The sequence below is a fragment of the Vibrio brasiliensis LMG 20546 genome (genome assembly GCF_000189255.1).
In the GTDB taxonomy this organism is placed as follows: Bacteria; Pseudomonadota; Gammaproteobacteria; order Enterobacterales; family Vibrionaceae; genus Vibrio; species Vibrio brasiliensis.
In genome coordinates, this window is sequence record NZ_AEVS01000084.1 from 19,650 (window position 1) to 42,636 (window position 22,987).

Below are 22,987 nucleotides of genomic sequence, written 5' to 3' on the forward strand. Positions count from 1 at the left end.
AATGCGATCAGACTAAGTCAAATCGGTCCGCATTCATGACCTTAGTCCAGGCTGCAATAAAGTCTTTTACGAACTTTTCCTTAGCATCGTCACTGGCGTAGACTTCCGCTAGCGCACGAAGCTGAGAGTTAGAGCCGAACACTAAGTCGACGCGAGTAGCGGTCCACTTCTTCTCGCCCGTGATTCGGTCTGTACCTAAGTAGGCACTGTTATTCGGGCAGACAGGCTTCCATTCAGTGGCCATATCGACCAGATTAACGAAGAAATCGTTACTCAGCACACCAACCTTGTCAGTAAATACACCGTGTGGAGTATTGTTGTGATTTGCACCCAAGACACGTAATCCACCAATCAACACGGTCATTTCTGGTGCGGTTAATCCAAGCAACTGTGCTTTATCGAGCAGCATTTCCTCTGCTGGAACTGAGAACAGTTTTTTAGCGAAGTTACGGAAACCGTCCGCTTCAGGTTCAAGTAGCGCAAATGACTCTTGATCCGTTTGTTCTTCGCTAGCATCAACTCGACCCGGCGCGAATGGAACCTCGAGATCGAAGCCGCCATCTTTGGCCGCTTTCTCGATAGCAGCGTTACCGCCAAGAACAATCAGATCGGCCATAGATACGCCACGCTGAGCCGTGTTGAAGCGAGTTTGGATTGCCTCAAGTGTTGTCAGAACTTTTGTCAGCTGCTCTGGTTGGTTCGCTTCCCATTGGCTTTGTGGTGACAGGCGAATGCGAGCACCGTTTGCACCGCCTCGGTAATCTGACCCGCGGAAGGTCGATGCGCTTGACCAGGCGGTGTAGACCAACTCAGACACACCCAGTTGTGAATCAAGAATTGCCTGTTTCAGCTCTGCTGTCTCTGCACCGCTGAGAGGGGCAAAGTTTGCTTGTGGTAGCGGGTCTTGCCAAATCAGATCTTCTGACGGCGCTTCTTCACCGATGTAACGGCTCTTTGGTCCCATATCACGGTGAGTCAACTTAAACCAAGCGCGGGCAAAAGCATCAGCAAACTGGTCTGGATTTTCATGGAAGCGTTTTGATATAGGGCCATAGATAGGGTCCATACGCATCGCCATGTCTGCTGTGGTCATGATGGTCGTTACTTTTGTTGCCGCATCATGCGCCTTTGGAGCCATATGCTCTTCTGTTACACCAATCGGTTCCCACTGCCAGGCACCTGCCGGACTCTTAACCAGATCCCAGTCATAGCCAAACAGCATATCGAAGTAGCCGTTGTCCCAGGCGATAGGGTTCGGAGTCCATGCACCTTCAATACCACTGGTGGTCGTGTCATCGCCTTTACCTGTGCCGAAGCTATTCTTCCAGCCAAAGCCCATCTCTTCCAGTGGAGCCGCTTCTGGCTCTGGTCCCATATGGGATTCAGAACCCGCACCATGAGTCTTACCGAATGTATGACCACCTGCGACTAAGGCAACGGTTTCTTCGTCATTCATCCCCATGCGAGCAAAGGTGTCACGGATATCACGGCCGGATGCAAGAATACTAGGATCGCCATTTGGCCCTTCAGGGTTTACATAGATTAAGCCCATCTGCACAGCAGCAAGCGGCTTTTCTAAGTCTCGCTCACCTGAGTAACGTTCATCACCCAGCCACTCACTTTCTGCACCCCAGTAGATGTCCTCTTCTGGCTCCCAGATATCTTCGCGACCACCAGAAAAACCAAATGTCTGTAAGCCCATTGACTCTATCGCTACGTTACCTGCCAGAATAAATAGGTCTGCCCAGGATAGGCTGCTACCGTATTTTTGCTTAACAGGCCAAAGCAGACGGCGCGCTTTATCTAAGTTGCCGTTATCAGGCCAGCTATTGAGCGGTGCAAAGCGTTGGTTACCTGTGTTTGCGCCACCACGACCATCTGAAGTTCGATATGTTCCCGCGGCATGCCAGGCCATACGAATCATGAAAGGACCATAGTGACCATAGTCGGCAGGCCACCACTCCTGAGAGTCGGTCATGAGAGCTTCAAGATCTGCTTTTACCGCTTTGAGATTCAGAGCTTTAAATGCTTGTGCGTAGTTAAAGTTTTCATCCAATGGATTCGACTTTTTGTCGTTTTGATGGAGGATTTTGAGGTTTAATTGATTTGGCCACCAGTCAACATTCTTCGTTGCTTTGCCACCCATAGTTGTATTGCTGCCATGCATCACAGGGCATCGACCAGCGTTACCAGTATTTTCACCGTGCATAGAATATCTCCGAATTGTTTTTCTAGTTAGATACTTATAGAGCAACCTGCCGCGTCTAGGAGTGGGAAGTTATATTTGACCATGTCTCTAGGGCGGTTATTATTTTGAGTAAGCATGGCATGAGGTCGGCACTATTGCAGATTCTTTCCCCCTATTTATTTGATAGGAGAAAGCTATATAAGCACATGGTGATATTAGGTGTATTAAAGAGGGATAATGATGGGTTTATCATTTCAAACTGCGCGACTGACTGTAAAGGAAGCTGACCTTGAGCTTTCATTGAGTGAGCGTAGCGCTCTGCATCAGAGAATCCCGCAAATTCTCACTCCAGCGGTGGTTGAAAATCTCCCTCCCTATTTCCATGGCATCGACAGTTGCCAACTAGCGCAACAATGGCTTGAGCGTATGCTGGCAGAAAGCAGACTGTTTTTAGTCAGCTCGGAGGACGGAACTCTGATGGGCTTGCTGTTTGCTTACGTCGATAATGACAATGACGCCCATATTGGCTACTTATTGGCACAAGAGTTCTGGGGCAAAGGGTTTGCCAGTGAGCTATTACAAGGTTTTATTAGTGAAGTATCGAACAGTGAAAACTGGAGCAAGCTGATCGGTGGTGTTGACCAGACCAATATTGCTTCTGCGAAACTGCTAAAGAAATTAGGCTTTGTCGAGAGACCAGCTGAAGATAACGGTGTGATATTTTTTGAATATCAAATTCTGAGTTAACGACCATAACTTTGTTCTTAATCCCAAGTATTGGCTAAGTCATAACTCCACCTGCTGATGACGACTCTTATCAGTACACATTATTGTGTGTCTAGCGAACCGTTGATCTCAACAATTTTTATTATGGCAGGTAACCTTTTGTCTTTTCAGGATGTATTTTGTTATCCATACCAAAGTGTAAAGTTGCATATGTGTCTATTAAGTGTTTGATACTACAAGGTATTCAGGTTTTATATTATCTTTCGATAACTTTAGGACTATTTTACAGCTGCTGATTTATTGACCAAACTGTTAGTACTACCTCTGCGTCTATAATGGAGAAGTACTATGCGCCCAGTAACATCCCTTCAGCAGCTGTTGTTGATATGGTTAACCTTCCTAATTGCTTCACTCGGCGCTAGTGCTTATGCCGCGCAAGATAAACAGCAGAGTGTCCGACCGGGGACCGTGATTTATCAAATCGATGCCAACGCGTCGCCTAGTGACCTTAAAGGGTTAAATAGCCTGCTAAAAAGCCAAGGTTTGGTATCTGAACGAACCCTCGAAGGTAGCCAGATAATCATTGCTACCTTCGATCATCATGGCAGAGAGAAAGCGATTGCTAAAATCCTTGATAGTAGTGGCTATGTAGCTTTCGCTGAAGCGGACTATGCGGTGGAACCCACCTTACAGCCAAACGACCCCTCCTTCGGAAATCAGTGGCATCATAATAATGTAAATAGCCAGCAAGCCTGGGATATCACCACAGGTAGTAGCTCTGTGTTGGTCGGGGTATGTGATACTGGTTTTGATGTTAATCACCCGGATCTTGGCCCTAATTTGCGTACCGATTTAGCCTATAACGCTCACGATGGCAGTAACAATATCTATGATGCTAATGGTCACGGTACCGGGAGTGCAGGTACTTTAGGTGCTGTGGGTAACAATGGAACTGGTGTTGCTGGTGCTAACTGGGATGTCGATATTATTCCGGTTCGTATTGCTATCAGCGATGGCAACAGCTCGGCCTATATTTCGACCATGGCAGTATGTATTGAGTATGCGGCAGATAACGGTGCCCGGGTAGTTAACCTGAGTTATGGTGGTATTCAATACGAAACCATTAATGCAGCCGCCCAATATTTGCGAGATCGCAATGGTCTGCTATTTATGTCGGCTGGTAACAGTGGACAGGAACATGCGGATTACCCTGACTTCATCAGTTTTGTTGGTGTCGGTGCAACTGACCGAAACGACAATCGTGCCAGTTTCTCGAGTTGGGGTACTTATGTTGATATCACAGCCCCAGGTGTAGAAATCCTGACTACGTACCCGGACAATCGTTACGTTTACTACAGCGGTACCTCTTTCTCATCCCCACTTACAGCAGGTATCGCTGCTCTGATGGTCGCAGCTAATCCGAATATTACTCCTGATGAAATTGAGAATGGCCTGTTTAGCACTGCTGTGGATATTGGTGCAGCAGGTGATGACAACGTGTTTGGCCACGGCTTAGTTGACGCCGCAGCGGCGGTCACCTACGCGCAAAATGCTGGTGGTACCAACCCTCCAACCGCAGAGATTATTGTAAGTGCGAACTCAGTGCCATTTGGTACGCCCGTTGACTTTGATGGCGGTAACTCGTCAGACACCGAGGGGGGGAGTATCGTCAGCTATGACTGGGATCTTGGTGACGGCAATACATCTAACCAAGTCACTATCAATGATCACGTCTATGCTCAGGCGGGGAGTTATGAGGTAACGTTAACCGTCACTGATAACGATGGTCTTTCCGATTCAGCCTCGACAAGTGTTCAGGTCACCACTGATTTACCGAGCGCAGTGATTACGGTAGAGAACCCTGCTGCCAGCTATGGTATTGGCGAAGTGGTTTACTTTAACGGATTGGGCTCGTCTGACCCAGACGGTACGATTGATCTCTATCAGTGGGACTTTGGTGACGGTGCTGGCAGTAGCGGAGTCAGTACCTCTCATGCTTACGCATCTACCGGAACATATACTGTGACGCTTACCGTTACCGATAACGCGGGGGCGATGAACAGCAGTAGCGTTGATGTCACCGTGGTTGATCAATACACGCTTAATGCCCCAACAGGCTTAGCGGCCACCGTTGACGGATTAAATGTCACGCTAACCTGGCAAGATAATAACGCTAATGAGAGTGAATATGTTGTTGAGCGTGGGGTTAAATATCGAGGTAAAGTTAACTTCAATGTGATTGAAACGCTGGCTGCAAACAGCACAAGCTTTGTCGATACTGTGCCGCAAACAGGTGAGTATCGTTATCGAGTAGTGGCGAAAAACTCGGTTAATGAAGCAACGTCATCAACACTCAATGTTAGCGTGACTTCGGATTCTGGTGGTGGTACTGACCCTGAACCAGAGCCAGGCACTCTTGCTGCTCCAAGTAATCTTTCATTGGTTAAAAACGGTGATATTGTCACGCTAAATTGGTCGGACAATTCAGATGGCGAAAATGGCTTCTATATCGAACGTGGACTAAAACGCAAAGGACAGTTTGCGTTTGAACGAGTTGGTACTGTTGGCGCCGATCAAACCAGCTTTGATGATGACATGAGTAGTTTAGCGAATGGTAACTATGGCTACCGCGTTCAAGCCTTTGATGACTCGGGAACGTCGAGCTTTAGTAGCATTGTCGAGGTACGTAAAAAGTAGCTTCACCAATAACACCCTAAACTTACAAAGGCTGCGTCATTCGCAGCCTTTTTTTATTGGTTAACCTGATAGCCACTGCTGCGTAGTCGCTCAGCAAACTGAGTCTGGGTATCGGGTTCGCCATGTATCAGGTGAACCGTTTTTGGTCTTGAGGGTATCCCTTCGATAAAACGTATAAGATCGGACTGGTCAGCGTGGGCAGAGTATCCCGACATAGTATGGATTTGCGCGGCCACTTCAATTTGCTCGTCATCGATCTCTACCTCAAAACAGCCAGCTTGAATCTCTCGCCCTAATGTACCTTCCGCTTGATAGCCAGCGAGCAGCACATCGGTACGAGGATCGGGGAGTAAGGCTTTAAGATAATCCATAATTCTTCCTCCCTGACACATTCCTGAAGAAGCCACCACGATAGCTGGCTCTCCGGTCGACTTTAGTCGGTTGACTAAGCGCAGATGAGTCCGAAAGTCTTCAACTGTGATGCACTGTTCAAAAGCCAGAGGATGACGCTGATTTTGCAGCCTTAATTTGGCTTCATTGCCCCATAACTCCTTAAAACGGCGGTAGGAGCGAGTGACTTTTTGCGCCATAGGTGAATCGAGAATGATGGGGATTTTAGTATCAATTTGATGTTCAAATACCAGTTGTTCAATATCAAACAGCAGTTCCTGAGTTCTACCGACACTAAATGCCGGGATCAAAATAGTGCCGCCATCTTCCAGTGAACGATCGATTATGGCTTTCAGCCTTAGTGAACGAGTCGCGATATCCTCATGCTGAGAGTCGCCGTAGGTCGATTCGATAAACAGATAATCTGCCTGTTGTGGAGATTCCGGGTCGGGCAGCAATGGTGTATTTGTCGGCCCTAAATCACCGGAAAATACCACTACCTCTTTATTAGGTAGCATCAGCTCAACATAAGCGGAACCAAGAATGTGCCCGGCGGGTTGAAAACGTATCTGGATGCCATCCGGCTGATTTCTATCGAGCAGGAACCACTGATTATAGGGATAAGGGCAGAGTAGACGTTTAATCCGTTTTAACACTCGCTGAGCTTTTTTAGCCGCCAGTCCAAGTTGCAGCTTGAGGCTGTCTTCCAGCATTAGTGGGGCAAGTTCTGCCGTCGCTTCACTACAGAATATTGGCTGATTAAACCCGGCAGCCAGTAGCCATGGAATACGGCCAATGTGGTCAACATGACTATGGGTCAAAATCAGTCCATTGAGCTGTTTAATCGGGAAGTCGACCTCAAGGGAGCGAGCATCCGTTCCCTGAAACAGACCACAGTCAATTAACACTGCTTGATTGGAATGCCTGAATTCATGGCAAGAGCCGGTGACGGTACTTTTTCCGCCGTGATGTATGACGTCCATCTGTCTCTCCAAATAACCTTCAGTAGACTTTGCCGTGACTGGATAGCAAATACCAAAGCAGCACGGTGATTTGTGAATGCCAAAGAGTTTGTTGGTAATTATGAATTAACTCAGTCAGTTATTTGTGATCGAATGTCTCGTTTTTTACCTAGAATTAGTCACTTGAAGCACTTAGTGTATAGGTGCAACTTAGCTAAAATAGGCAAAGTAGATGGTTACGCAGAGGGTGAACTAGTGAGATATATTGGCATAGATGGATGCAAAGCGGGTTGGGTAATTTGGAGCGTAGAGCAGGAGCAACCAAGGTGCCAGATCGTTACTCAACTTGCCCAGATATCTGATTTGCTCGCTAACAGTACTGCACTGATTGATATCCCGATAGGTTATAGTGATGAGAACACACCAGATCGCTTATGTGATAAGGCGGCGCGTAAGTTTTTGTCTCCAAAACGCAGCTCGTCGGTATTCCCGGTTCCTTCTCGACAGGCGGCTTACGCCAGTGACTATGTTGAGGCTTGTGAAATTAACTTCGAGCTTGTCGGCAGAAAACTCTCCAAGCAGACCTGGTTTATCCTGCCCAAAGTGATTGAAGTGGAAACGCTGTTAGCTGAGGCACCATCACTTAAGCTAAGAGAATCTCATCCTGAGGTGGTGTTTGCAGCGTTGCAGGGCTCGCCTCTTGAGCAGAGTAAAAAGACACCACAGGGCCAGCAGGACAGGCTCGATATAATTCACTCGATTGCCCCCGATTGGAGCGAGGTGCTCATTAACCAGTTGAGCGAAACTAAAGCCAGGCAGGCTAATCGTGATGATATTATCGATGCGTTTGTTTTAATGATGATTGCAGCCAAAGCGGAGAATCTCTCCACCTTACCAGAACAGCCAGACAGAGATCCCAAGGGGCGAGTGCGAGAAATCGTTTATTGGGATAGCGTGATTAAGACGGCTCACTGATTCTGATGCAAATCGCTCTGGCTCTAGAACAATATAAGGAAAACTCAAAGTGAAAAAATGGTTGCTCGGTTTGGTGGTTTTATCTTTTGCTACCACAACTTGTGCTAAGGTCGCGCCCGTTTCTGAGTGGCAGTGCGGCATGATGAAAAAACAGGGTGTCTTGAGTCAGGGAGCGCCGGTTGGCTGCGATCGTTTAGTGAAAGTCGACTTTGACTTTGTCAATTTCTCCGGTCAAACCATGCAGGGTAGTATGATAGTCCTCGATATTGTTGCCCCATCCGTCGAACGAATCTTCACTGAATTATACAAGCGCAAGTTCCCGCTTCATTCCGCGCGCTTAATGCGAGAGTTTAAAGGTGATGACAATGCCTCGATGGATGCGAATAACAGCAGTGCATTTAATGCCCGTCCGATTACGGGGGGATCTAGCTGGTCGAAACACGCTTATGGGGTCGCTGTCGATATCAACCCGGTGCAAAATCCATTTCTGGAGTTTGATGACAACGGGACTATCACTGTTAAGCCTGCCCAATCTTTGACTCGCTACGTCAACCGTACCCGCTTCAGAGCAAGAGATGAGGTCGAACGTCAGGGTATGGCTGAACAAGTCGTTGAGCTGTTTGCCCATCACGGTTTTTTAATCTGGGGTGGAGACTGGAATACGCCCATCGATACTCAACACTTTGAAGTCGGTTCACGACGCTTTATCAACCAGTTGTTGGCCTTACCAAAGCCTCAGGCTGAGGCAACTTTTGGTCGCTATATTGAAACGTATCGCAGTTGCTACGTGAAACAACAATCCCAAGCAAGTGAAAAGGCGAGGGCATATTGCGCTTACACTACGGTTCACGGCGTATAACAACTTCAGTGGTACAAAGAAAAGAGCCAGCTCACATGAGTTGGCTCTTTGAGTATTTAGATCATTGATTAAGTCTTAAATCGACTTCCACCGCTAGTGCGACAGAGGCGCCAACCATTGGGTTATTGCCTATCCCGATAAAGCCAATTCATACTTCATTGCTTTATCTCCGACGTACTAGATTCCTCTTTTACTCCTGGAGAACAACTTCAGGACGTTTCATCTTAAATGTCAAAACCAATAACGATAATGAACAAAGAGCAGTGAGAAGTAACATAGCACTTGAGTAAGATGTCATAAAACCGTGAGTGACTATTTGTGCCGCTGCATCGGTACCCAGATCAAGCTGCTGTTCCAGAACTTTGGTAATTTGATTCAAGTCTCCAGTATGCACTGTTGATGCAACCGAGCTTCCTACCCCCGAAGAGATATTGTCTAAAAACTGACTATTGAAGATAGCGACACCGATAGCTAAACCAATAGAAGCGCCTGTATTTTGAATGGTTCCAATGTTTCCGATCGCGGCTCCAGTATAACTTTGGGGTACCGATGTGACCGCTGCTGTCATCGATGGACTCAAAACACAGCCCCAACCTATCCCCATACAAAGGAATGAAACAAGAATGAAAGGTGTCGCCTCGTTGATTGTGAACTGTGCTTGTAGTGTCGCTGATGTAGCCAATAAAAGCAGTCCGACAATAATAATCGGTTTACATCCTAACTTATCGACAGCCTTACCCACAAAAGGAGAAATAATAGCAACTCCTGCAGTGGTAGGGAGTAGCATGAAACCGATGTCTAATGCTGCTAAGTGTTGAATATTGGACAAGTACAGCGGCATCAAGAAAAACGCAAGGCTGTAAAAAGCTCCCAAAGTAAATGAAGCAATTGATGAAGAAGAAAACTGTGGGTTGCGTAAAATTCTGAAGTTGACAATAGGATCAACTGCTTTGCTTTCAACATAAACGAAACCTAAAGAAAACAAAGCGATTATGCCGACGAAAGAAAGGCTAGTTGATGATGCCCACCCCCAAGTAGAGCCCTGAGTAAATAGAACAGATAAACACCCAAGGATAAGGGTAACAAGTATAGCTCCAGGTATATCAAGACTCCCTTTGGCTTTTCCATGCTCAGGTTTTGGAATAGCAATTACACAAGCAAACACAGATAGTATAATGATGGGGATATTGATATAGAAAATCCATCTCCATCCCATGTAATCCACGAGCAAACCGCCCAGAAACGGCCCCAGCGCTAAACCTAGTCCATTAATACCGAATAAAACACCTAACGCATGTCCCTGTTTATCGGCTGGAAATATGTGGGAAATGATCGCACCAGAGTTAGTAAAAAGTATTGCGCAAGAAATACCCTGAATTAGCCGAGCGATGATGAGGACATCAATATTTGGAGAGAGCGCAGCTAGAACGGAAGATAACCCGAAAACGATAACTCCCGTATAAAATACTCTCTCATGACTAAAAATGTCGCCTAAACGTCCCATCGTTACCATCATAGAGGAAAGCGCGATAACAAAAATATTCATTACCCACTGTAATAGTGAAAGCGAAGAAGAGAACTCGGCTTGGATATCGGGTAATGCTGTATTTACGATGGTAAAATCAACGCAACCTAAAAAGCTTGCTAAACCTACACCGAACAAGGCGAGGTTTGGGTTATTATTTAACATATAGACTTATCCGGTTATTATGCAGTTTTCAAGTAAGGAATATCATTGCTCGAGTTAGAGCTTTTCTTGAATCTCAATGAAAGCCAGTTCGCCTTATCAAAATTAGGCTTAACAAAAATATTATATGTAGCTTTCATTGCTTGCGACATTGGCTGTGGGTAGATTATAAAATCATAGCCTTGTTTGGCCCATAAAGGCATTATTGCTGGACACTCTTCGATCAAGTACTCTAAGCCTCTATAAAAGCTATCCTCTATATCAAAGGGCTTGCCATTATTAACTCTCCTTTGTAGAAAGGTAAAGACTGTGCTGTTTATGCACTTTTTGTATTCATCATTTATATTGTACTCATGTTCTATTCTTTTTCGTTCGTTGTAATATTCTTCAGAGTCAATAATATCATCCCATCTGATTACTTCTAATTTGGGATTTATTGAATCTAGTAGCTCTCGGTTTCTGTCTAGCCAACTATCCCCCAAAGAATTTGCCTTTTCTCTCGCTGAAACTTCACAAGGACAATCAGTAAGATTATGTCTCTGTAGAGTATCGCCCAACATTATTGTACAACTCGAAAATCCACTTTTATTTATTAATTCAATTGTAGAGCTTAATTTATCACCTTCGTGATATTTTTGACCGACACTGATGGCTAAAATACATTTTTTACCAACTAGCTCTTGTTTTTCTCCATCGTGTTTAAATCTTGCTTTTGTCATGCCACTAACTTCTTTATACAAATGTCAATAATAATTAAAGAACTAACTCCAGTATACTAGAGGCTTATTCTTATCTTGATATCCGATCCAGCACCCTAAAGATATCCTTTCAATATCCATACTTGGTCTAACAGCATGAATTTCATTACTGTTTATAATTACCATCTCACCTGGTATCGGTTTGTACTTAACCCTTGCTGGGGGTAACATATCCCTGTCTATTCCGTATATTGAATCTCCTTTTAAACTTTCATATTCACCTGGTGTTGGATATTGCTGCCAAGTTTCTAACTCTCCACCATCTCTAGGCATACTCAAATAAGTTATTGCAGCAAGTTGTTCGTTAATAATGATATTGGACTCTTTATTTATATTTCTAAACAATTGATCTGTGTGTGGCTTAAGCTCCACGTTTTTCTCTAAGTATCGACAAGTACCGACAAAGAACTTACTGCTATCATCTTGAAGCAATCTGGCTCCCCCTAACCATTTTTCTTCTAAAACTAGTCTGAGTTCATCTATTGGCGATATGTAAGGCGATGCAATTTTTCTAAATCTATTAATATGAAATATAGATTCATCATGGTATGTTTTTCTTTGTTCTTCGGTGCTTACTTCCGTATATGCCGGACCAATTTTTTTGAACTGACTTGCTAGAGAGTGACTATTTTTTAGAGGCGAGTTAATAATTCTTTCTAATAAGTATTGAATCGTTTCTTTAGGAATGAAATTCTCAATAACAATGGCACTGCATTCTTTGTTTATTAGAGACATAATATGAGACATTTCTAGGCTATCTTTAGAAACTCTAATGATCATAAAAATCCTTTTTATTAGTTATGTTTTAAATTTATTGCAACAACGTTTCTGGCGCTTTTTTATGTAAACCCAGTTCAATGCCTTTAATCATTAGCTCATTGCTCGATTGACAACCAAGCTTATCTTTGATGATTGATATGTGAGCGTCGAATGTTTTAATAGATATGCCAAGTGAGTCAGATATAAACTTTCTTTTATACCCATTCAAAAATAAAAATAGAACCTCTTTTTCTTTTACGGTTAGTTTCTTTAATGTAACTCCACAACTGATATTATGAATCATTGTGGGTGATTGTTTTAATATAGAGGCACCATCAAAGAAGCCAAATTTCATTGCATTCGCAGCAACGCCTGCGACATTGCCATGAATATCAAAAATTCTTCTCTTTCTAACATAAAGATTAAAGCGCTCTCCATTTGAATCAATTATAGGTTCAAAGATGTCATAATCACTACCAGACAATATGTCTTTGTCGTGAGAACGATAAATCTGTGAAAATATTTTCCAAGGCATATCTTCATCCAAGCAACCTATAACTTCATCTATGTTGGGCTTTCCTGAAAGTTTTATGTACTCTTGGTTACACGCTACAATTTTATAATTTTTATCCTTAATAAAGAGTACTCCATTGGGAAAATCAATGACTCTTTTATTTATGAAATACTCAATGGTTTCCATTTTTATAATCCAACTGCCGACTTAAAAGTTGTATGTTTGTTAATTTTGTTGGGATACTACATCAGCTGAAATTCAATGAGAATAGGGAGAACCCCTATATATGGAAATTAAATTAACATTTTGTTACATTATTGTTTCTATCAATTAAAGAGCCAGCTCGAACGAGCTGGCTCTTTGAGCATTTAGATCATTGATTAAGTCTTAAATCGACTTCCACCGCTAGCGCGACAGAGGCGCCAACCATTGGGTTATTGCCCATCCCAATAAAGCCCATCATAGCAACGTGAGCTGGTACGGAAGAGCTGCCAGCGAACTGTGCGTCGGCGTGCATTCGACCCATAGTATCTGTCATCCCGTAGCTTGCCGGGCCTGCTGCGACATTATCTGGATGGAGAGTGCGGCCTGTTCCGCCGCCAGAAGCAACGGAAAAGTAGCCTTTATTTTGACTGAGTCTCTCAGATTTATAGATACCCGCGACTGGGTGTTGGAAGCGAGTAGGGTTGGTTGAGTTACCTGTAATACTCACATCTACCTGTGCAGCGTGCATGATCGCGACGCCTTCACGTACATCATCGGCACCGTAACACAAGATCTCTCCGCGCTCGCCTTGACTAAAGCGTTTACGACTCACTTCATTCAGTTCCCCCGTCGCATAATCATATTGAGTACGCACATAGGTAAAACCATTGATGCGTGAGATCAGATAGGCCGCATCCTTACCTAACCCGTTGAGGATGACTTTGAGTGGTGACTTTCTCGATTTATTGGCGTTGAGCGCGATTTTAATCGCCCCTTCCGCAGCGGCGAATGACTCATGACCGGCAAGGAAGGCGAAGCACTGAGTGTCTTCATTGAGTAAGCGCGCTGCTAATGCCCCATGACCTAAACCGACTTCACGCTGGGCTGCAACACTACCGGGTTTGCAAAATGCCTGAAGACCCTGTCCAATAATGGAAGCGGCTTCAGCTGCAGTTGCTGCTTTACGGTAGAGGGCAAGAGCTGTACCCAGTGTATAGGCATCACAAGCATTATCGAACGCGATAGGTTGGGTATCTAAAACCAGCTTTTTAGGGTCGATACCCATTTCGATGCAGTAGTTATGCGCCTCTTCCACAGAGAGGAAATTCATTTCATTTAGCAGTGTTTGAGTTGTAATGGTCATAATAAATTCCTCTACTTAGTCTTGGCGTGGATTAACAGTTTTAACCGCTTCATCAAAGCGACCATAGGTGCCTTTTGAATTAGCCAGAGCCTCATCAGCAGTAACACCATTGCTGATTTGAGCCATCATTTTTCCTAAGTTGAGGTACTCGTAGCCGATAATTTCCCCATCTTCATCCAGCGCCAGCTGAGTGACATATCCTTCTGCCACCTCCATATAACGAGGCCCCTTAATACGGGTCGAATAGCTTGTGCCGACCTGACTGCGTTGAGTTTTGCCCAGATCTTCCAGCGCTGCGCCTACTTCGAGTCCACCCTCAGAGAAGGCTGATTGAGTCCGACCATAAGCAAACTGAAGGAATATCTCTCTCATTGCCACGTTGATAGCATCGCAAACGAGATCGGTATTCATCGCTTCTAGAATGGTTTTGCCAGTAAGGATTTCTGATGCCATCGCTGCGGAGTGAGTCATACCAGAGCAGCCGATTGTCTCGATTAACACTTCTTCGACGATGCCATCTTTTACGTTGAGAGTGAGTTTAGCTGCCCCTTGCTGCGGAGCACATGCGCCTACGCCATGGCTCAGACCTGAGATAGCGATAACATCTTTGGGATTAACCCAGCGACCTTCGACAGGGATAGGTGCAGATGGGTGTAAGTCGCCCCGTTGAATTGGGCACATAGATTGAAGTTCGTGAGCGTATTGCATGTCGTTTTCCTCGAAAAAGGAAAACAGGTGTAGAGCGGAACTCATGAGCAAACTACAGTTCATCGCTTCCCGGGTTGGAAGTGATTCAACAGATACACCTGTTTTCAGAAACTGTAGGAGTCATCAGCCGATTGGCGGTTAAGTAGGTGGAACCCCATCACCTTGGTTAGGATTGTAGATCTAAGTCACATTTCTATACAAGGGTTTCCTCTAGAACCGTTGAGCATAAAAATGTCGCGCTTTATGTGTTTTTTGGGATTGGCGGCTTTACTTGTCATTTTTATGAGCTGCGATAGCCGATACATCTTTTCCGGCCTTCTTTGCCGCTGTTACAGATTGCTATGAACTGGGGGAAGTCTGCTAATGGAACTGCCAAACTTTGGAGTTGGGAATGTGTAGGTAGCGCGTGTTTTAGTACCAAAACTTAGTACAAATAGCTTAAACCTAGATGTAGAAATACAAAAAGGGCGATAACTCAGAGAGTTACCGCCCTTTCCAAACGTTTGGTGGAGCTGGCAAAAATTGAATCCGGCGGCACGATAATCTTTGTAAAAGCCTAGTCCTACCTGCTCTTAGGACGGTTTTGAGTAGGCGAGCTATGTCTTAAAAATCGTGACACCTTCTCGTAAATCGTTGCTCATTAGCCTAGCGCCTCTCTGTCCTGCCCTTCAATGAGCGGTTGATGATTCTGTGGAGCTCTTCAAGAAAAAGTTGGACGCCGGTTCAACTCCCTATTTGAGGAAGTAGTTCATCAATAACTTGGCAGAACACTTCTCTATTAATGCCATTTGGGAGTTCGCATTGTTCAAGGAAGCTTCTTAGTATTACATGGTTGACAGCGATGTATATGTAGTCGTTATCTCTTGCATGTGATACGAAGCTGAGTACTTTTTGAGTAGGGGTTACGATAGAGCTCCATAATGCGAGTTCTCTTATCAAAGACGAAATCTCATCTTCTTCGATGGCATCAATAGGGCAGTAAAAGACCGATTGTGAGCCAAGGTAAGAGTGCTTAAACCGCTCATCTGCGCTTGATAGCCACCTGATCCAAAAGGCTTCAAAGGAGTCCTTATTTAAAGAATCAATAAACTCCCCTGTACGTATCGTGTCACGACAAAAGAACTCGGCTATCAGTCTATGTCGAGCATCCTGAGGATCTTCAGGAATTGGTACTAGCTTAAGGTTTTCATTGTTCTTTTTGGCGTAGATCCACTGCATACCTGCTTCTAAATGCTCAATACGGTAACACTCTGTGGTACCTTGCTCTGGTTTGGGATTTTCATCACTCCAGTCCGTACAAAGCCACTTCTTGAACGTGATTTTGAACTCTTTTTCAATGGCCTTTGCATCAGCTTGATTTCTACAGCAGAGAGCAACGGATTGAGCATAATCGGGTGTATAAAGGTTTTTATAAGAGCGTGTAAGATTATAGATCCTTGAGTACTGCAGCTTTCCATCTGCCTTTCTTTTGGTCTTAATCGAGTTAGCATGCCCGACTTTGAAAAGGCCCTGTGATGGGCATACAAGTACGTAAAAGTAATAGTTGTCATTGCCAGTCATGCTTTGTTTCCCTTTCCTCTCACTGGTGTTGAAACCGCTTCCTCTGGAGACATCATTCGCTTATAAATCCGATATTTCAGGGTGCTTGTAGCTATATCAAAGTGTTCAGCAGCATCTTCGATACATGGATAAATTGTTTCAAAAATGGTTATGGGCTTACCATGAACCTCCCTGACAGCATTGGTTGAAGACATCCACTCGAAATTACTTGAACCCCAAGGTTTCGTATCATCCTTTCTCACCAGTTTCATACCTGGCGGTACATCGCCTACGTCACTTTTGAATGCGTCATAGTTTAACCACTGTGCATCTATATTTCCTTCGTGGCGAGTAAGTAGCGCTAGGTGGCGACGAAAAAGGTTAGTCCCTGCATCTGGGTGTTTGCTGTGCCGTCTTTGCTTATCGGGAATTGGCTTATCTTCTCGCAAGCAGCGTTCTACAACATGCGGTTCGATGCCTCGTTTTTCCCCAATTTTTAGTCCAGCTTCCTTGCGTGAGTGGTATGTTTGATTACCCACGGTTATTGGTATTCCTCTAGCACCACCTAAGTTGCCAGGCTTAGCTGTATTTAATCCTAGCTCACCCAACGCATCTAGTTTCTCCACCCAAAAGCTTTCTCGTAAGCTTAACTGCTTACCCAATGGAATGTTGTCTTCCAGTACATCGAATTTAAATGCAAGTTCACCGTGTTCCCGTATGGCCTTGGCGAACCTATTTTTAGCACCCTTTTCCGCTGCTTTTTTGTGGTAGTACCATTGTTTATTAACAGTAAGTACCGTTAAACCAACGTAAATCTGACCGGTCTTTGGCAAGGTGATTTTGTAGATTCTACCGCTTCGGTTGCCAGCGTAGCGAAAAACGGGAGTGTCAATAGCTTCATCTAGAGGCCAGCCTTGTTTAATTCTTCCCCATATAAGGTGCTTGTCTTTTTCTCTGTTAATTGCTCTTAAGTGTAGTGGTCAACAAATACCGGACACAGATTTAAGCCGATTCTCGGCATCCACTGGCGACAGCCCGTCATTTGTTTGATGGGGCCGTTGCCTATTGTAGTAGTCCATCAAGTAATAGCTGATGTCTCTCTTGGCTTGAATTTGGGTCAGGTAACCAGTCGCTGGGACCCATTCGGTTTTTAGACTTCTAAATAGCCTTTCCATTGGAGCATTGTCCCAGCAGTTTCCACGACGGCTCATACTTTGAGTTATTCGGTATCGCCAAAGCCTTTGACGGTATTTACGGCTGCTATATTGGCACCCTTGGTCTGAGTGGAACATGACTAATCCTGAGAGGAGACGCTCTCCTAAATTGTCCTTTAAGTAAGGTATTTGATGATGAAAAAAAATAGTACGAATAACACGCGAATTCTTCATGAATACACGAAGTATTTGAAGGATGCTAAACGTCTTGATGAGTCAACTGTTGATGGTGTTATGAAGTCGATTAATCGCTTTGAAGAGTACACTGATTATATGGATTTTAGGAAGTTTAGGGCTAAGCATGCTATTGGATTTAAAAAGTACCTGCTATCCAAAAAATCTGTTGTAACCGGAGAGCGACTGAGCAAGGCGACAGTGCTTACTACCACCCGCCACTTGAAGACGTTCTTCCAGTATCTGGTAACGCAAAAAGGTTATCGAGCGAAGATAAACTACAGTGATATTGAATATTTTAACTTGTCATAAAAAGACACTCGTATTGCTAACGCCAAGCGAAGACGAAATGTAGCGACGGTCGAGCAGGTAATTAGTACCTTGGAGTCGATGCCATCTTCTACCCCTATAGAAAAGCGTAATAGAGCATTGATGGCGTTTATCATTTTGACTGGTGCAAGGGATGGGGCCGTAGCTTCAGCAAAAATTAAACATGTTGATCTCAATGAGCTCAGTTTTTATCAGGATGCTAGGGACGTAAACACCAAATTCAGCAAAACATTCACCACGTACTTTTTTCCAGTTGGGGAGCTACCACTGCGGATTTTGACAGAGTGGATTGAGTATTTGGTTCAAGACGCTGGATTTAAGCAAAATTCTCCGCTGTTTCCTAAAACGAAACTGGCACACAATGAAAGTCAGCAGTTTTCTATCGCTGGCTTGCTTGAGGAGCATTGGAGTAACGCTAACCCGATACGACATATTTTTGAACGAACCTTTGAAGATGTCGGTTTGCCTTATTTCAATCCGCATAGCTTCCGTAACACGCTGGTAAGACTAGGTGAAAGGCTTTGTCGAACCCCTGAAGAGTTCAAGGCTTGGAGTCAAAACTTGGGGCATGAAAGTGTGCTGACCAGCTTCTATAGCTATGGTGACGTGCCTGATTACAAGCAAGCAGAGTTATTGAGGAAGCTAGCTAAGCCGAAACCAGAGCCTAGTGAATCAGATGCCGCTCTCTTGCAAAGAATGTTAGCTGCGGCTAGAGAGCAAGGCGTTTAGTCTGATAGTTGCAAAGCTGGTATCAAAAAACAGTCGTATGTTGATACCAGCTTTTTTATATCTAAAATGGTATCAAAAAATTAGCACTTAAGATAAATGATACCTATAGTTATTGATGCTAGGTTATTTGATGCCAAATTTGAACAAGGGAAATAGTAATGAGGATTTTTTCATATTGCCGAGTATCGACAACGGAGCAGTCTACAGAAAACCAGATAATTGCAATTCGGCAGCGAGGGTATGAGATTATTGAATCACGAGTCGTATCTGAAACGGTATCTGGCTCGGTTGAAGCGATGAAGCGAGACAAATTCAAAATGCTGGTGGAGCATCAGCTTGAATCTGGCGATATGCTGGTGGTTTTGAAACTAGACCGATTGGGGCGCGACAACATCGATGTCCAAAAGACGATTACCATGCTAGGTGACAGGGGGATAAAAGTTGTTTGCTTAGACCTACCTGTTGCAGACTTGTCCAGCGCCGAAGGTAAATTGATGCTGCAAATGTTTTCTGCCTTTGCTGAATTTGAGCGAAATCGAATTAGGGAAAGGACTAAGGAAGGTTTAGAGCGAGCCAAAGCCGAGGGTAAAAAACTTGGAAGACCAGCAGCTCATTCCACCACGTATTCTGTTCAGGCAAAGAAGGCTGAGGGGTTGTCGCAGTCAAAAGTTGCGCTGACCCTCGGTTTAGGTATAGCGACTGTCAAAAGGCATTGGAATAAGTGAGTTTACTTGTGGGCAAGCTAACTCATTTATCCCGATTATGTGTTTCAGTATCACTATGGTACCAAAAGTAATGAAAACACTCGTAGGTGCTATTTGTATCAATTTAGAACAGAGTTGATCGTGTTGACTTTTAATCACGAAGCTAACGTAGAAAGCTCCGTCTATTTCCAAACTGATCTAATACAATAGTTGTGCGTTTTACGCTTGGATATATATAAACAATCTCGTAAACTTTTCAAAGACTTGGTACCTACCCCCAGCTTAGTTGGTGGTAAGCTTCAGAACCTACCAAGGTAGGGCTAGAAACTTAGAGCTTATGCTCGTGTGAACAAGCCAGTTTATATTGCTCACCCCATAATTGACCATAGCTGAAACAGTGATTCATTGTGAATTTAGTTGACTAACATTTGATTAAGTTACGGTGAGTTGTGTTAGTTAAAGGAATCACCATTGAACAAAAAGGAACTACTTCAGTTCTATAAAGAACTCTATTTTCATGAGCTGGAGCGTAAGGATCGTATAACAGCACAAGCGCAAGTACGCTTTGCTTTTGTTGCAACGGGTGTTGCGTTATCTGCATATATGCTTAGGATGCTGGACTTTACTGAATCACCGACTCTCGTCTGGCTTTTTTTAGGTTGCCTCAGCCTGGCGTTAATTCCATTTTGTTGTTCAGTGTGGGTGTTAAGTCGAGCATTTTGGGGTAATCATTATGGTTACTTACCAGTTCTAACGGATGTGGAGGTATACCGTCAAGATTTAGAACATCACTATGCGGAGACTGGAGAAAATGGGTCGATTGATAATGACATGTTGGATTATTTGCTCGGTAGCTTCGCAGATATTTCATCCCAGAATAGCAAGGTGAATGAAGCACGCCTCACTAAGATGAACCACTTTTATAGATTTTCACTGCCCTCAGTGGGCTTTTTTGTGGTTGCAAGTGCTTTGTTTATTGTTGCAGATCTTGACGCATCATCGCCAAGGAAGCCAATTGTTATTCAACAAATTTCGACACCAATCATTGAACCTAAGTTACCAACGGAGTTGGTGCCCAACAAACAGGAACTATTGAGCAATGACTAATAAAAACGATGACCAAGATCCAACTGCTCCTAAGGTTTCAAGCATGCCTCGCCGTCCTCAACCGCCAAAACCACGTACTATTTTGGAACTTAAGACAACGTTAGAACCTGATCCTTGCTTTGCCTTTGAAGTTTGTAAAGATTCAACAAGTGGTGGAAATCGACGCATTTTCAAACGAATTGAAGAAATCCCTTGGCCTAACAAAAGTACTGAGTCTCAACAAGAAAAGCTCAACGAAGCTGATACTTGTCGAAAACATGTGACACCTAAACTTGTAGATGCTGGATGGGATGAAGCCCCACATCAAATAAAGGAGCAGCACCAACTAACCGATGGACGGATTACTGTTAGAGGTGATAAAACCTCACGCGGGGAAAAGTATCGGGCCGATTACCTGCTTAATTACAACCGAGACTTTCCTATTGCGGTGGTTGAGGCTAAGCCGGAATCAGCTCCTGTTGGTAAAGGTATGCAACAAGCTAAGACTTACGCTGAAATTCTGGGGCTTAAATTTGCTTATGCTACTAATGGCCATGAGATATTAGAGTTTGACTTTCTCACGGGTGTTGAACAAATCATTAATGAATACCCTACTCCAGAAGAGCTGATAGCCCGTCTAACTAGTGGAGAAGGCATAGATACAGAAGCATCTGATAGGCTCCTAACTGCTTACCATCATGCACCTGGCGGATTTTCACCTAGATACTACCAACAGATTGCTATCAACCGTACTGTGCTTTCTATCTTGCAGGGTAAGAAACGCAACTTGATCACGATGGCAACTGGAACGGGAAAGACAGTAGTTGCCTTCCAAATCTGTTGGAAACTATGGAATTCAAGATGGAACGCTTCAGGTGAGTACCGCAAGCCAAGAATCTTGTTCTTGGCTGACCGGAATGTGCTTGTCGATGATCCAAAAGATAAGACCTTCTCCCCATTTGGAGACGCTCGATACAAGATCGAAGGAGGTAAAATCACCAAAAGTCGTGAAATGTACTTCGCAATTTATCAATCTATTGCTAAGGATAAGAATCGACCTGGCTTATATACGAAGTTTTCTCCTGATTTCTTTGATCTAATTATTGTTGACGAGTGCCATCGTGGTAGTGCCAAAGATGACAGTAACTGGAGAGATATTCTTGAATACTTTAAGCCTGCTTATCAAGTTGGAATGACAGCAACGCCACTTCGTGAGGACAACCGGGATACATATAGCTACTTTGAAGATCCTCTTTACACATACAGTCTTGCACAAGGCATTGAAGATGGCTTTCTCGCACCGTATAGAGTTCACCGCATTATTACTCAGGTAGACGCGACGGGATGGAGACCTACGAAGGGAGAGCTAGATCGTTACGGTCGTGAAATTCCAGACGGAGAGTATGGAACAAAAGATTTTGAGCGCAGAGTCGTCTTGAAGGCTCGAACTGAGGTTATCGCTAAGCATATTACTGATTTTCTTAAACGGACCGACAGGTTCGCAAAAACTATCGTTTTCTGTGTAGACCAACCTCATGCCGATGAAATGCGTCGGGCTTTAAGTAACTTAAATAAGGACTTAGTCAAAAAGTATCCCGACTATGTTGCTCGCGTAACTTCAGATGAAAAGAAAATTGGTAAAGGCCACCTTAGTCGATTCCAAGAGTTAGAAACAACGAGTCCAGTTATCTTAACGACTTCGCAACTGCTGACGACGGGAGTTGATGCGCCGACTTGTAAGAACGTCATTTTAGTTCGGGTTGTTAACTCTATGAGTGAGTTCAAACAGATAATAGGAAGAGGAACTAGGTTGCGTGAAGATTACGGTAAGCTTTGGTTTAGTATTTTGGACTATACAGGCTCCGCTACTCAAAACTTTGCCGATCCAACCTTTGATGGCTTCCCTGACATTGAAGAGGACACCATAATTGATGATGAAGGTAATGAGTTACCTCAAGGTGACGATGACTTACCTGAAGAGAGTGGTGGTGATGAACATAATACACCGACAGAAGGAAAAGAGACTGGCTCAGGAGAAGATAGCCCTGCTACTGAGTCAGTTCGTTATTATGTTGACGGTGGCAGTGTTAGTATCTCTGCTCATGTTGTGTATGAGTTTGACGCAAGTGGAAAGCAGCTAAAGGCTGTTCAGTTTACTGACTACACAGCAGAAAACGTAAGGACTCTGTTTTCATCCCCCGATGAACTTCGTGATAGCTGGGCTGATCCTGTTAAGCGCGAAGATATAATTGCGACTCTGGCCTCTAAAGGGATAGATTTTCAACACATTAGCGAAGAGGTTGGAAAGCCGGACGCAGACCCATTTGACTTGCTATGTCATTTAGCGTTTGATGCCCCATTGAGAACTAGGCTTGAGCGTGCTGAATATCTACGCAAGCAGAACCCTGATTTCTTTGACAGATATGGCCCTCAGGCTAAAGAGGTACTCGAAGCGCTTTTAAACAAGTACCGAGAGTATGGCCCAACGCAGTTTAACCTTGCAGAAGTGGTTGATGTTCCACCAATTTCGGACTTTGGTAATTTGATAGAAATTGCGAGTCGATTTGGTGGACCAAGAGAGATGAAAAGCGCGGTAGACCAGATGCAATCTCTGCTCTACCACTCATAAGAAACTGGTAG

19 protein-coding genes, 2 pseudogenes and 1 riboswitch are annotated in these 22,987 nt (G+C 44.2%); of the genes and pseudogenes, 9 read left to right on the forward strand and 12 right to left on the reverse strand.

What is annotated here, in order from left to right; translation table 11 throughout:
• Positions 1–7: 7 nt before the first annotated feature.
• Positions 8–2,209: a catalase/peroxidase HPI gene (gene katG, locus RH46_RS16505; RefSeq protein WP_006880653.1), complete on the reverse strand. Its 2,202-nt coding sequence runs from the start codon at positions 2,207–2,209 to the stop codon at positions 8–10.
• Positions 2,210–2,428: 219 nt separating this feature from the next.
• Between katG and RH46_RS16510 the strand changes: the two genes are divergently transcribed.
• Both RH46_RS16510 and RH46_RS16515 read left to right on the forward strand, forming a co-directional pair.
• Positions 2,429–2,935, forward strand: coding sequence for a GNAT family N-acetyltransferase (locus RH46_RS16510; RefSeq protein ID WP_006880654.1), 507 nt, complete (start codon positions 2,429–2,431; stop codon positions 2,933–2,935).
• A 327-nt stretch (positions 2,936–3,262) separates the two neighbouring features.
• Positions 3,263–5,611: a S8 family serine peptidase gene (locus RH46_RS16515; RefSeq protein WP_006880655.1), complete on the forward strand. Its 2,349-nt coding sequence runs from the start codon at positions 3,263–3,265 to the stop codon at positions 5,609–5,611.
• 53 nt (positions 5,612–5,664) lie between these two features.
• Here RH46_RS16515 and RH46_RS16520 read toward each other — a convergent pair whose 3' ends face one another.
• Positions 5,665–6,984 (reverse strand): MBL fold metallo-hydrolase, encoded by a 1,320-nt coding sequence (locus RH46_RS16520; protein ID WP_006880656.1) that lies wholly within the window; start codon positions 6,982–6,984, stop codon positions 5,665–5,667.
• A gap of 234 nt (positions 6,985–7,218) precedes the next feature.
• Between RH46_RS16520 and RH46_RS16525 the strand changes: the two genes are divergently transcribed.
• Both RH46_RS16525 and RH46_RS16530 read left to right on the forward strand, forming a co-directional pair.
• Positions 7,219–7,938 carry a DUF429 domain-containing protein gene (locus RH46_RS16525; protein WP_040896074.1) on the forward strand — a complete coding sequence of 240 codons (720 nt, stop codon included), beginning with the start codon at positions 7,219–7,221 and terminating at the stop codon, positions 7,936–7,938.
• Positions 7,939–8,077: 139 nt separating this feature from the next.
• Positions 8,078–8,797, forward strand: a complete 720-nt coding sequence (locus tag RH46_RS16530; protein WP_275660908.1) for a M15 family metallopeptidase — start codon at positions 8,078–8,080, stop codon at positions 8,795–8,797.
• Between the two features lie 61 nt (positions 8,798–8,858).
• On the opposite strand, the pseudogene RH46_RS22630 reads toward RH46_RS16530, so the two are convergent.
• The 10 genes and pseudogenes from RH46_RS22630 to RH46_RS21875 form a co-directional block, all read right to left on the reverse strand.
• Positions 8,859–8,945, reverse strand: a pseudogene (locus RH46_RS22630) (GGGtGRT protein); the annotation flags it as partial.
• Between the two features lie 42 nt (positions 8,946–8,987).
• Complete coding sequence (locus RH46_RS16535; protein WP_006880659.1) at positions 8,988–10,487, reverse strand: MFS transporter; 1,500 nt, start codon at positions 10,485–10,487, stop codon at positions 8,988–8,990.
• Positions 10,488–10,504: 17 nt separating this feature from the next.
• Entirely contained in the window at positions 10,505–11,203 is a 699-nt protein-coding gene (locus RH46_RS16540) for a tRNA-dependent cyclodipeptide synthase (RefSeq protein ID WP_006880660.1), read from the reverse strand.
• Positions 11,204–11,245: 42 nt separating this feature from the next.
• Entirely contained in the window at positions 11,246–12,022 is a 777-nt protein-coding gene (locus RH46_RS16545) for a 2OG-Fe(II) oxygenase (protein WP_006880661.1), read from the reverse strand.
• A 31-nt stretch (positions 12,023–12,053) separates the two neighbouring features.
• Complete coding sequence (locus RH46_RS16550; RefSeq protein ID WP_006880662.1) at positions 12,054–12,701, reverse strand: LuxR C-terminal-related transcriptional regulator; 648 nt, start codon at positions 12,699–12,701, stop codon at positions 12,054–12,056.
• Between the two features lie 187 nt (positions 12,702–12,888).
• Complete coding sequence (locus RH46_RS16555) at positions 12,889–13,863, reverse strand: GGGtGRT protein (protein WP_006880663.1); 975 nt, start codon at positions 13,861–13,863, stop codon at positions 12,889–12,891.
• Positions 13,864–13,878: 15 nt separating this feature from the next.
• Entirely contained in the window at positions 13,879–14,571 is a 693-nt protein-coding gene (locus tag RH46_RS16560) for an iron-sulfur cluster assembly scaffold protein (RefSeq protein WP_006880664.1), read from the reverse strand.
• 107 nt (positions 14,572–14,678) lie between these two features.
• A riboswitch (Fluoride riboswitch) is annotated at positions 14,679–14,742 on the reverse strand.
• Between the two features lie 552 nt (positions 14,743–15,294).
• Positions 15,295–16,131: a hypothetical protein gene (locus RH46_RS16565; protein ID WP_006880665.1), complete on the reverse strand. Its 837-nt coding sequence runs from the start codon at positions 16,129–16,131 to the stop codon at positions 15,295–15,297.
• A complete protein-coding gene (locus RH46_RS16570; RefSeq protein WP_006880666.1) occupies positions 16,128–16,943 on the reverse strand; it encodes a GIY-YIG nuclease family protein in 816 nt (271 codons plus the stop codon). The genes RH46_RS16565 and RH46_RS16570 overlap by 4 nt, the downstream gene beginning before the upstream one ends.
• 147 nt (positions 16,944–17,090) lie before the next feature.
• Positions 17,091–17,405: pseudogene (locus tag RH46_RS21875) on the reverse strand (integrase core domain-containing protein); the annotation flags it as partial.
• A gap of 51 nt (positions 17,406–17,456) precedes the next feature.
• On the opposite strand from RH46_RS21875, the gene RH46_RS22495 reads away from it, so the two are divergent.
• The 5 genes from RH46_RS22495 (at position 17,457) to hsdR (ending at position 22,976) form a co-directional block, all read left to right on the forward strand.
• Positions 17,457–17,810, forward strand: coding sequence for a site-specific integrase (locus tag RH46_RS22495; protein ID WP_241210066.1), 354 nt, complete (start codon positions 17,457–17,459; stop codon positions 17,808–17,810).
• 60 nt (positions 17,811–17,870) lie between these two features.
• Complete coding sequence (locus RH46_RS22500) at positions 17,871–18,557, forward strand: tyrosine-type recombinase/integrase (RefSeq protein ID WP_277422357.1); 687 nt, start codon at positions 17,871–17,873, stop codon at positions 18,555–18,557.
• 158 nt (positions 18,558–18,715) lie between these two features.
• Positions 18,716–19,282 carry a recombinase family protein gene (locus RH46_RS16580; RefSeq protein WP_006880668.1) on the forward strand — a complete coding sequence of 189 codons (567 nt, stop codon included), beginning with the start codon at positions 18,716–18,718 and terminating at the stop codon, positions 19,280–19,282.
• A gap of 450 nt (positions 19,283–19,732) precedes the next feature.
• Positions 19,733–20,368, forward strand: a complete 636-nt coding sequence (locus RH46_RS16585) for a hypothetical protein (protein WP_006880669.1) — start codon at positions 19,733–19,735, stop codon at positions 20,366–20,368.
• Positions 20,361–22,976, forward strand: coding sequence for an EcoAI/FtnUII family type I restriction enzme subunit R (gene hsdR / locus RH46_RS16590; protein WP_006880670.1), 2,616 nt, complete (start codon positions 20,361–20,363; stop codon positions 22,974–22,976). The genes RH46_RS16585 and hsdR overlap by 8 nt, the downstream gene beginning before the upstream one ends.
• Positions 22,977–22,987 lie beyond the last annotated feature (11 nt).